The sequence below is a fragment of the Streptomyces sp. NBC_00386 genome (assembly GCF_036063235.1).
Classification (GTDB): Bacteria; Actinomycetota; Actinomycetes; order Streptomycetales; family Streptomycetaceae; genus Streptomyces.
Map to the genome: position 1 here is coordinate 627,748 of NZ_CP107950.1, position 12,016 is coordinate 639,763.

Annotated in this window: 6 protein-coding genes; 5 read left to right on the forward strand and 1 reads right to left on the reverse strand. The window is 71.4% G+C overall.

Features of this window, described 5'->3' with window-relative positions:
• The first annotated feature begins 20 nt into the window (after nt 1–20).
• From OG780_RS02495 to OG780_RS02510, 4 genes are all read left to right on the forward strand, one after another.
• On the forward strand, nt 21–1,037 hold the full coding sequence (locus tag OG780_RS02495) for an ArsR/SmtB family transcription factor (protein WP_328444165.1): 1,017 nt from the start codon (nt 21–23) through the stop codon (nt 1,035–1,037).
• A 207-nt stretch (nt 1,038–1,244) separates the two neighbouring features.
• A complete protein-coding gene (locus OG780_RS02500) occupies nt 1,245–1,676 on the forward strand; it encodes a hypothetical protein (RefSeq protein ID WP_328444167.1) in 432 nt (143 codons plus the stop codon).
• 77 nt (nt 1,677–1,753) lie between these two features.
• Nucleotides 1,754–2,617 (forward strand): hypothetical protein, encoded by an 864-nt coding sequence (locus tag OG780_RS02505; RefSeq protein ID WP_328444169.1) that lies wholly within the window; start codon nt 1,754–1,756, stop codon nt 2,615–2,617.
• Nucleotides 2,618–3,222: 605 nt separating this feature from the next.
• On the forward strand, nt 3,223–10,080 hold the full coding sequence (locus tag OG780_RS02510) for a glycoside hydrolase domain-containing protein (protein ID WP_328457843.1): 6,858 nt from the start codon (nt 3,223–3,225) through the stop codon (nt 10,078–10,080).
• Between the two features lie 159 nt (nt 10,081–10,239).
• On the opposite strand, the gene OG780_RS02515 is transcribed toward OG780_RS02510, so the two are convergent.
• Nucleotides 10,240–10,896 carry an LUD domain-containing protein gene (locus OG780_RS02515; RefSeq protein ID WP_328444171.1) on the reverse strand — a complete coding sequence of 219 codons (657 nt, stop codon included), beginning with the start codon at nt 10,894–10,896 and terminating at the stop codon, nt 10,240–10,242.
• A gap of 178 nt (nt 10,897–11,074) precedes the next feature.
• On the opposite strand from OG780_RS02515, the gene sigJ reads away from it, so the two are divergent.
• Nucleotides 11,075–12,013 carry an RNA polymerase sigma factor SigJ gene (gene sigJ / locus OG780_RS02520; protein WP_328444173.1) on the forward strand — a complete coding sequence of 313 codons (939 nt, stop codon included), beginning with the start codon at nt 11,075–11,077 and terminating at the stop codon, nt 12,011–12,013.
• Nucleotides 12,014–12,016: the final 3 nt, after the last annotated feature.

Here is a 12,016-nt window from a genome sequence, read left to right on the forward strand (position 1 = left end):
CCGAATCGGGGAGACCGTTCTTGCTGCGTATCCACTTCACGCCCGAAGACCTGACCCGCATCCAGGTGGCGAGCACACCCGACCCCCTGTGGGAGATCACCTTCAGCCTCCAGAGGCTCCAGACCTCGCAGGGCCGCTGGGCCTACGCCGACTGGCACCGGAGCACCCGCGCCACACTCGCCGGGACCCGGCTCGGCGCCGCCGTGCGCCGGCTGCTCACCCCGGTGCTGCCCAGGGCCGCCTACCTGCCCGACTTCCTCACCCCGCCCGAGTCCGCAGACGGACTGGAACGGGGGCTCACCGCGATCCTCGACACCCCTCCCGCCCGCGTCACCCACGAGATGGACCTGCTGGCCCGGATCAGCGGCGCCCCCGACTGGGTGCCCAGGCTGGCGGAACGCGACAGCCGGAACGAACTGGTCCGGGTCCTGCGGGCCTACCACGAAGCCGTCGTCGCACCCCACTACGACCGCATGTGCGAGTCGCTCGCCGGCGAGCGCGGCCTGCTCGCCCGCTCGACCCTCGACAGCGGCGTCGGCGGACTGCTCTCCGGCCTCTCGCCCGCCATGCGCTGGCTCCCACCGGTGCTGCACGTCGACTACATCGAGGACCGCGATCTGCGCCTCGGCGGGCGCGGGCTGCGCCTGGTGCCCTCCTATTTCTGCTGGCAGTTACCGATGTCCCTGGCCGACGACACCTTGCGGCCGGTTCTGGTCTACCCCGTGCACGGCGCCCGGGTCCCCGAACCCGCCCGTCCAGATGCCGCCCTGCGTGCCCTGCTGGGCAGAACCCGGGCCACCGCGCTGCGCGCACTCGCCCTCGGCGCGACGACCTCGGAGCTCGCCCGCACCCTGGGCGTGTCTCCCGCCACGGCCACGCACCACACGACAGTCCTGCGCGACGCCGGACTCATCACGAGCCGACGCGTGCAGAACACCGTCCTGCACATCCTCACTCCCCTCGGGGCGACGATGCTCCGCAGGCCCCCACCGGGGCCCTTCGCGGCGACATCCGGTCAAGGGCAAGCACTTCCCTGACAGTCCAGGGCGGCATCCGCTGCCTCAGGGACCCCAGTCGTCGCCACAGCACCGCTGGAATAGGGCATTCCACCGCCTGGCACACCACTTTCGACCGTGCTCGAAGGTCGTGGTGCAAGCGGGACCCGCGATGCGACTGTTCCCGCGGCACCACTCGGGCCGGCGAACGCCGACAGCCCGACCACGACCGAATCAGGGGAGACAGACATGCTGAAGAGGCCTGGCATCAACCGGACCTTCGCAGCCGGAGCACTCGCGCTCGTCACCGCCGCGACCGGTGTGGCCTTCGCCCCCGTCGCGTCCGCCGCCCCGCAGGCCTGCGTCGGCTCGTCGCTGACCACGGGCGGCTACGAAGGGGTCGGCACGATCCGCAACAAGTCCGCCAGCAGCACCTGCGGCGACCTCAACCTGACCTACTCCTACAACAGCACGTCCGCCATCTACGACTACTACGCGGGCCGCCTGCGCCGCTCCAACGGCACCTGGTTCACCTGCTCCGCGGGGTACGTCTACGCCCAGGACGGCTACCACAGCGTCAACGACGACGACTACTGGCTGTGCACCGACGTCGGCGACAACACGCCGTTCACCGTGGCCAGTTGGAGCGCCGGCGGCGACACCGTCACGATCACCCACTGACCTCGCCCCGAGTTCCCGGGGTGCCGCCGGTGCACGACGGCCGGCGGTACCCCGGGCCGGTCCCAGGAAGGACGGACGTGACCCGCAGGACCCTCGCGCGCACAGCCGCCGCCGCTGCCGCCGCGCTGCTCACCGCCGCGTGCAGCACGGCCGTCGGCGCACCCGGCGCGCAGCACCCCGGCCCGGAGGCACCCGGACGCCTCACCCACTCCCTGCCGGACGACCCGGTACGCATGGCCCTGCCAGCGACCGGTGCCGAGACCCGGTGGACCCAGGGCCTGAACGTCTTCGGACAACAGGTGGCCCGGACTGCCGCCGCCGCGTGCGCCCGCGAGAACGGATTCCGCCTGACCGAGGAGGTCCCTCTCGCGTACATCCCGTTCGGCGACCTGCCCGACCTCGACTTCCTCGGCCGGCACGGATTCGGGCAGAGCTCCGAGGTCCCCACCGTCGCGACAGAGCCCGCCCCGGCCCGGTCCGGCGGCACCGCCGAGATCCGCCGCTGCCGCGCGGCGGGGGCGACCGCCGCCGAACAGGTGACGAAGGTCTACCAGCCCCTGCAGCAAGCGTGGTTCGGTGCCCTGGCCACCGCTGCGAAACGGGACTCCGCCGCCGCCCGGGCCCTGCGCGACCTGCCCGGCTGCCTCACCGAACAGGGCTACGCCGTCACTGACCAGAAGGCCTTCTTCGCGCTCGCCGACCGCCGCCTGATGAACGCCCCCGCCGCCGACCTCTCCCGCGTGAACAGCGAACTCGGCCACGCCTACGCGACCTGCATGCGCCCCGTCGAGGCCATCCGCGAACCGGCCCGCCGACACCTGCGGGAACGCTTCCTCACCGACCACGCCGAGGAGATCCGTGACCTGCGCTCCGCCCTCGTCCCGGCCCTCCACCACGCCGAGAAGCGCTACGGCGTGCCTCTCGCCTTCCCGGCACCCTGACCCGGGGCGCCCCGCCCACCCCAGCACCGGAGCGGCCGACAGCTCCGGAGCGTGTCCCCTCACAACCCGGGCGGCCAGGCGTGCGGGCCGTCGGTGGGCCGGATGAGCATTCCGCTGCGCGGGCGCGTGGGAATGCGGCTCAACCCTTGAAGACTGCCCAGCAATCAGAGCAAGCACCGTTGCGGTGCTAGGGCGTGTCCGTCGCCGTCGTGGCGTCCGGTACGCGCCCGTCGTACGCATGTCGTTCGCCCGCCGTACGCCTTCTCCGTGTCTCATTGCGGACGGTCGTGAACACGGAGGGGTGCAATCCGCTACACGGATGGCATCCTGTGTGTCACTTCCGCCCCACCCCGAGTTGCACGCCTGGCGCCCCGGGCCGACAACGTTGTCTTCCGATGAGCCGGACCGTGCGTGCGTATGAGCGACGCTGGAGAGGTCACGTGCCCATCAGATCCCGTCCCCCCGTGTTTCACGCCATTCTTTTAGGGGCGGCCCGGCGCAGTCACCGGCCGCTGCGCGCGACGGCCGTCGCGCTGCTCACCGGAGCGCTCGCCCTGGCCGCACCGGCCGGCGTCGGCACGGCCGTGGCGGTGCCCTTCCCCACCATGTCCGCAGCGTCCGTCGGGACATCAGGCGCGACGTCCGACGGGACTTCCGACGGGACCGACTACACGAAGCTCGTCGACCCGTTCGTGTCGACCGCGGGCGACGACGGCAACGACCTGCCGGGCGCCCAGGCGCCGCACGGCCTGGCCAAGGTCAACCCGATGACCACACCGAACCGCAACCACTCCGGGTACGACTACGACGAGGACCGCATAGCCGGGTTCACCGCCACGGACCTCGACGGCGTCGGCGGCTCGGGAGGCGGTGGCGACCTGCTCGTCGTCCCGACCTCCGTCCGGTACGACAAGCGCCCCTCCCCCAGCACCTACGCCCACGCGTACGACCACGACGACGAGACCGCGACGCCCGGGTCCTACCGGGTGGGGCTCGGTTCCGTCTCCGGCGCCGCTTCGTCGGTGACGCAGGACTCCGGCAGCGTCGAGGCCGAGGTGACCGCGACGACGCGCACGGCGCTGGAGCGGTACGGCTTCCCCTCGGGGTCGGACCCCGAGCTCGTCCTCGACCTGGCGAACAACTTCACCAGCCGCACCCGTTCGACCTTGAAGGCGACGACGCTCCCGGACGGGACGACCTCGATCGGCGGGCTCATCGCCGGGTCGTTCAACGGCGCCTCGTACAAGCTGTATTACACCGCCACCACGAACGTCCCCGTGACGTCCCTGAAGAGCTGGGGCAACGACGGCACGCTGAGCGACGCGACCACGCAGGACGGGTCCGACACCGGCGCCGTCCTCGGGTTCGACCGGTCCGCCGGGGACGACATCGAACTGCGCATCACGCTGTCGCCGATCAGCGCCGAACAGGCCGCGACCGACCAGCGGAACGAGGTGGGCGACCTCACCTTCGACCAGGCCCGCGCGCGGACCCGGGCGGACTGGAACCGCGCGCTCGGCGCCGTCGACGTACGCGCCTCCGCGACGTCCGACCCCGGGTCGACGCTCACCCGGGAGTTCTACACGCACCTTTACCGCATGTACGCGCTGCCGGTGAACGCCACCAGCACCAGCGGGACGTACCGCGGCGTGGACGGAGCGGTGCACAAGACGAACGGCTATACGTACTACGACGGTTGGTCCACCTGGGACGACTTCCGCAAGTACTCCGTCGAGGCGTACATCGACCCGGCCACCTACCGGGACATGGTGCAGTCGCTCATCGAGCTCTTCGCCGACGCGCACACCGCGGGCAAGAGCCTCGGCAGCCTCACCCACTCGGTCCCGACCGTGCGTTGGGAGCGCTCGGCCGTCCTGGTCGCCGACGCGCTGTCCAAGGGCTACAAGAACTTCGACCGGCTCGACGAGGCCTACCCCGCGCTGATGTCGTACTCCGGGTACTACACGGGGGCGCAGCTGCGGCAGGGTTACGTCACCGGGGATCCCGGTACGACCGTCCAGCGCGGCTACGACCAGTGGGCGCTCTCCGTCATCGCCGGCGCGCTCGGCAAGAAGGCGGACGCGCAGAAGCTGCGTACGCAGTCGACCATGGCGATCGACAACCTCGTGAAGTCCGGCGCCTGGACGGCCGGCGACGGCACAGAGGTCGGGCTGCTCACCCCGCGCGCCGCGAGCGGTGACTGGCAGAGCGCGGACTACGAGAAGTTCGAGGCGGCCGGCCTCTACCAGGGCACGCTCTGGCAGTACCACTGGTACGACGCGTACGACATGGGCGGCCTCATCGAGGCCATGGGCGGCGCGAAGGCGGGCAAGGCCGCTGTGGAGCACATGTTCGGCGAGGACTCCGGCGCCGACGACGGCTCGGCCATGCTGCACTCCAACGCCAACGAGATCGATCTCCAGGCCCCGTACCTCTTCAACTACGTCGGTGAGCCGAGCCTGACGCAGAAGTGGGTGCGGGCCATCTACACGGGGACGACCTGGAACCGCTACATCGCGACGGGCTCCTCGAACGAAGTCCCCAGTTCCGGCGGCGAGTTCCGCCCGCCGGTCAAGACCCAGGTCTACAGGCTCTCCCCCCGGGGTTTCCTGCCGACCATGGACAATGACGCCGGCACCATGTCGACGATGTTCGTCGGCGCGGCCCTGGGTCTGTTCCCGGTGACCGCAGGTTCCAGCCAGTTCCAGATCGGCAGTCCGTTCTTCGACTCCACGACGATCCGCTACGCGAACGGCGCCCGGTTCACGGTGAAGGCCGAGGGTGTGTCGCCGAGCAACTACTACGTGCAGAGCGCGACCCTCAACGGCAAACGGTTCACCAACACTTGGCTCGACTACTCCCAGATCGTCTCCGGCGGAACCCTGGACTTCACCATGGGTTCCAAGCCCTCCCAGTGGGGCGCCCACACCGAGCCCGCGTACTCGCTGAACACCGACGCGGGCGACACGGGTGACGGCGGCACGGACAAGGGCGACACCGTCGTCTCCGCCCACCCGAGCACCGTCGACACCGCCGAGGACGGAACCGTCCACGACAGCGTGAAGCTCACCCTGTCCGGACCGGCGTCCTTCGCCGCCCGCAAGGGCACCAGCCTGACCAGGTCGGGGGCTGCGACCGTGACCGGACTGCCGGGCGGTGTCACGGCGGACCTCCGCGTCAGCGGCTCGCGTACGGCGACGCTGTCGCTCACCGGCAGCACGCGGGTCGACGCGCGCTTCGGCATCACCTTCCAGGACGCGGCCTTCGCCCACGGGGTACGCGCCTCGACGGTGCACGGCACCGGGGTGTCCCCGACCGACCCGCTCGTCCTGTCCACCGCCGCGGTGCATCGCGAGGCGCTCGGCGCGCTCATCGACCAGGCCGTGCTGGTGCGCGAAGGCAACTACTCCGACGGCTCGTGGAGTGTGTTCCGGGCGGCGCTCGACCGCGCTCGGACCGTCCTCGCCGACACGACTTCCGCGACGGGCACGATCATGGCCGCGGACGACACACTGCGGTCCGCCGTCGACGCGCTCACCATCGACGAGGGCGGCTTCGCCGTCCTCCAGGCCGAGGACCCCGACCAGAAGGAGGGCCCCAGCCTCGTGAGCGAGGCGTACTACTCGGACGGCGACCTCGGCGGCGTCACCGAGGGATCCTGGGAGCGGTTCACGAAGCTGGACTTCGGCGGGGTCGCCCCGCGCAGCGTCTCGGTCCGGTACGCCAACTCGCAGGCGACGAACGCGAGACCGAGCAGCGTCGACATCCACGCCGGGGCGGCCGACGGCCCCGTCGTCGCCACCGTCCAGCTCCCCGGAACCGGCGGATGGCAGTACTACAGCACGGTGCGGGCGGCCGTCACCGACCCGGACGCCCTGCTGGGCGCGTCGAGCGCGACGTTCGTCTTCCACGCCCCGTCCGGGCAGCAGTGGGTGTCGAACTTCGACCGGTACCAGTTCTCTCCGTACGAGGTGTCCTCGTCCCCCTCGACCACGCTCGCCACGCTGACCGCGGCCGACAGCACCGCGACCGGCGGCGGTTCACTCCCGCTCGACCTCGCGAACGGCATCTTCGAGAACACGACGAACGGGGCGTGGGCCGAGTGGAAGGACACCGACCTCCGCGACGGCGCCGACACGGTCACCGTCCGCTATGACAAGCCCCGGTCCCGTGCGGCGGCGGACTCGCACCTCGAACTGCACCTCGGCTCGAAGGACGGGCCGAAGAGAGTCGACATCCCGCTCGACTACAGCGGATCGGGCTGGGGAACCGTCGCCACCACGACCGTCCAGCTCGATCCGGGCGTCTTCAGCGGCGTCCAGGACGTGTACGCCGCCTTCGTCTCCAGCACGCAGACGGCCTCCCAGCCCTACGTGGCCAACGTGTACTCACTGACACTGACTCAGGAAGCGGGCGCCCCGGTGGCGTTCGACGCCACGGCGTTCCGCTCGCACAGCGGCGGCGGGCTCAAGAGCGAGCCGGTCGGCTGGAGCGGTTCGGGGTCCACCACCGACCTCGGCGGCACCTACGACGGGGCCTGGCTCGACTACGGGGACATCGGCTTCGGCGGCTCCCCTAAGAGCACCGTCACGATCACCTACGTCAACAACTCCGCCCGCTGCGGCGCCGGTTCCGCCGTCCAGCTCTACCTGGACTCCTTCGACGCGGGCAGCCCCGGGACGCCGTACGCGACCGTACCGTTGCCCGTCACGGGAGCCGCTTGGTCCTCGGGAGGGACGACCAGCCTGACGCTGCCCGAGGCCATCACCGGCACGCACGGCGTCCACCTGCGGCTGGTGACGACCCCGGACTCCTCGCACCCGTACGTCGCGAACCTGGGCCGGATCACCTTCACCCACGTCGAGACGCCCGCCGTCACGGACAGGTCCGCCCTGCGCAAGGCGATCGACCGGTACGCGGGGCTCTCCGGCGACGCGGAGCGCTACGACACGATCGACTTCGGTGTGTACCGGCGCGAACTCGCCTCCGCGCGCACCCTCGCCGACGCCGACGCCGTGACCCAGCTCGAAGTCGACACCCGGACACGCGGCCTCACCCTCGCCGCCAAGCAGTTGATCCCGCTCCCGAGGCTGAGACTGGAGGACCTGGTCGCGACCGCGTCGGCCCTCGACGACGCCCGCTACACGGACACGTCGTGGACGGCGTTCACCGAGGCGCTCGCCGAGGCGAGGACCGCGGTCGCGGACACCGCGGCCACGGACGAGACGCTGACCGCGCGGTACGGCACGCTCGACCACGCCCGGGACGCGCTCACCACCAAGCCGAAGGCGGTACCGGCCGTGCCTGACGCCGTGTCGGCGATCTCGTCCGGCACGAGCGTGACCGTCGCCTGGTCCGCGCCCGGGGACACCGGCGGCTCACCGGTCACCGGCTACGAGGTCACCCTCGACGACGGCCACCAGGTCGAGATCCATGATCCGGACAGCCGGCGCACGACGTTCACCCGGCTGCGGGCGGGCAGGTCGTTCACGGCGCGCGTCCGCGCCGTGAACGCCGTCGGCACCTCGCGCCCGAGCCCGGCCACGGCACCCGTGGTGACCGGCGGCGGCAAGCCGCAGACGCCGGCCGTGACGGGAGTGATCACCGACGGCCGGCAGGTCCGCGTGACCTGGCGGGCGGGCGGCGACGGCGGGTTCCCGATCATCGGCTACACCGTGGCCCTCGACGACGGGACCACCGCACACGTTCCCGCCACCACGGCCACCACGCTCCTCACGGCCGCCGGCAGGGCGAAGGCACACACGGCGACCGTCACCGCGGTCACCCTGGCCGGAACCTCCGCCGACGGTGCCGCGCCCGCCCCGGGAACCACAGCGGCCGCGTCGGACGCCTCCGACCCGGCCTATGTGCCGTCCCCCTTCCCGGACGACACACTGAACGCCGCCTATCCGTCGGACAGTTGGCCGACGACCGGCGACGGGAGCGACTACTTCGACGGCCTGCTCAGTGGTGCCGACGACCTGCACTCCGACATCCTCGGGACCAACACCAAGGTGCCGAACGGCACTTCACCCACCGCGGAGAACGACAGGACCGCCGTGGCCATCAACAACGCGGCCACGCAGAAGGAGGTGGACCGCGCCGAGGTGGACGCGACGCACAGCGCCACCGTCACGCTGGCCGACGGACTCGGCTCCCGGCTCGGCCGGATCTACAGCGACGCCCTGAGTGGCGGACGGCTGCCCAAGACGAGCGCTCTGTTCTCCCGGATCACGAAGGGCCTCGACGAGGTCGACGCGGCGAAGAACCACTACGGCTACCAACGCCCTTACGTGCGGCTCGGGTTCGTCGGCGACGGCGGTGAGATCTACGAGTCGCAGGACGGCTCCTACGGCAGCCTCGCCACCAGCGGCTCGTACCCGAGCGGCCACACGTACGGCGGCTACGAAGCCGGGACCGTCCTCGCCACGCTCCTGCCGGAACTGGCGCCGTCGATCCTCGCGCGCACCTCGGAGTACGGGGACAACCGCGTCGTCCTCGGGTTCCACTACCCGCTGGACGTCATGGGCGGCCGCATCACCGGACAGGCCACCGTGGCACACCGGTGGGCGGACCCTGACTTCCGGAAGCTGCTGACGCAGGCCCACACCGAGATCGAGAACGTGCTGCTCGCGCAGTGCGGGACGGAGGGGTACGGGGACACGCTCGCGGCCTGCGCGGGCGACCCCTACTCCGGCCTGAGCGCGACGCAGGACGTCGACCTGTACACGCGGCGCCTCACCTACGGGTTCTCCCAGGTGGCGAAGGCGGGGCAGACGCTCAGGACGCCGGCCGACGCGGCGTCCCTGCTCATCACGGCCTTCCAGGACCTGACCACCGAACAGCGCACTCAGGTCCTGGAACAGACCGCGACGGACTCCGGGTACCCGCTCGACCTCACCGCGGACGGCGGAGCGAGCTGGCAGCGGATCAACCTGGCGGCCGCGATGACGGCGCACGTGGTCGTGGGCGCCGACGGTTCGGTCACGGTGACGAACTCCTCCGACGCCACCAGGGCGAGCGTCGCCGACGCCGACTCGATCACGGTGGGGGGCGTCGCGATCGACGGCTTCGATCCGGAGGTGTCCACGTACGTCGTGGACTGGCCGAGGAACAGGAGGATCCCGGCCGTCTCCGCCGTACCGGCCCGGTCCGGCGCCCGGGTGAGGGTCACCGAGGGCGGTTCGGTCCTCTCGTCGGCCGGATCCCGGTTCACCACCCGCACCGTCCGGGTGACCTCGGCCAACGGTTCGGTCACCCGCACCTACACCGTCGGGTTCCGGATCACCGCCCGGGACGAACGGCCGGTCGCTGCCGGCGGCGGTGACCGCGAAGCCGGAGGATCCGGATCGTGGTCCACCGGAGGCCGTGAAGCAGGAGCCGCCGACGGCACCAGGCTCTGGTCGCCGGATGCGGAGTGGGCGGAGCGCGTGGGCGTCCCCGGGGCGAACGGCACGTCGTGACCGCCCGGCGAACCGTGCCCCGCACAGCCACGGCGCGGCCCCGCTGACGCTCGCCGGGCGACGCCGAGCGCGGTCGGCCCCTCCGGAATAACCGCCGCTGTTCTTCCGGAGGGGCCGGCCGCATGCCTGTGCGGTCACGGCACAGGTGGCCCCGGCGATTCAGAATCCGATGGCCTCGCGGAGCAGCAGGACGGTGCAGCGCCCTGGGTGGGGTTCCGCGTTGAGGACGAGAAGGCGGTTGAGGGCGCTGGGCACCCCGTACACCTTCCTGGCGCGCTCGTCCTCCAGCGGGACGCAGTACTCGTCGACGCGGCGCAGCGCGGTGTCCAGGTCGGGCACCACCTTCTGCGCACCGACCACCAGGATCACACGGGGCGCGGCGCCCGCGTAGGCGGGCAGTTGGCTTCCGCTGGCCGAGGCGGCGACGAGGGAGCCGGTCTCGGTGACGGCGGCGACACTGCCCACCACGACGTCGGGGCAGGCGAGCATCCGCCAGATCTCCGCCATCTGCGTGGCGCGGTCCATGGCCGTTCCGCGTTCCTTGACGGAGTCGTACCGTCCGCTGCCGTTGATGTCCTCGTCGATGCCGGACAGGCGGAGGGTCTCGCTGGCCACGGTGAACACCGCGGCGCCCTCGGGAACCAGGTCCTTGACGCGGGCGCGCGCCGCGGCGGCGTCGTCGAGGATCTCGACGTCGAAGTGCTTCTCCTTCAGCGCGGCGGCCACCCGCTCCAGTCGCTCGTCGGTCACCGGGGCGGTGAACGGGCTCTCCGGGCTCGCCGATATCTCCGGGCTCTCCGGGTTCGAGGCAGTCATGATGTCTCCGGCCTTCCTGTCCGCTGGATGATGTGTCGGTCTCACCGCTTCGACAAGGCAGCCCCGCGGAATGTGAGGCGCCGCTCCGGCCTCACATTCCGGCGTGCTGTTCTGTCGTACAGGTGAGAGCGGATGCGACCCGGTGAAAGCGGATGCGACCGAGGGAGTTGTCGACACCATGACCACCCGATCCGAGCCAGGACACGGCCGGCCCGATCCGGGCCTGGACGCGATCATGAGCGAGCGGCGTCACCTGATCAATCTCGCCTACCGGCTGCTGGGTTCCCTGACCGAGGCCGAGGACGCCGTCCAGGAGACGTACACCCGTTGGTACGCCATGTCCCGGCAGGAGCAGGACGCCATCGAGTCCCCCGGTGCCTGGCTGACGACGGTGGCCAGTCGCGTCTGCCTCAACGTGCTCGGCTCGGCACGGGCCCGGCGGGAGACGTACGTGGGCGAATGGATCCCCGAGCCGCTGCCCGGGCGCGCGGAGTGGATCAGCGGGCGGCCGGGCGGTGCGGCCGTCGACCCGGCCGATCGGGTCACCCTGGACGAGTCGGTCGGCCTCGCGTTCCTGGTCGTTCTCGAATCGATGACCCCGGCCGAGCGCGTGGCGTTCATCCTGCACGACGTCTTCTGCCACTCCTTCGCCGAAGTGGCCGGGATCGTCGGCCGTACGCCGGTCGCTTGCCGCCAGCTGGCCTCCTCGGCCCGCCGCCGTGTCCGGGCCGCGCGGCCTTCCGTGACCGCGGCGCCCCGGCGCACCGGCGTGGTCAGCGCCTTCAAGGAGGCGTGGGAGGCCAAGGACATCGACGCCCTCATCGGCCTGCTCGACCCGGACGCCGTCGCGACCGCCGACGGAGGTGGTCTCGCCCGGAGCTTCCTGGACCCCATCGAGGGCGGCGAGCGGATCGCGCACGCCTGGGCCGGGCTCGCCCACCGCAGGCCGGACGGCATGACGCTCCTGGAACGTACCGTCAACGGTCAGCCGGGCCTGGTGGCCCAGCAGGACGGAGTCATCGTGACGGTGCTCGCGTTCGAGGTCGTGGGCGACCGGATCAAACACATCTGGGTCGTCCGCAACCCCGAGAAGCTGCGTCGCTGGACCACGGGCTGACTC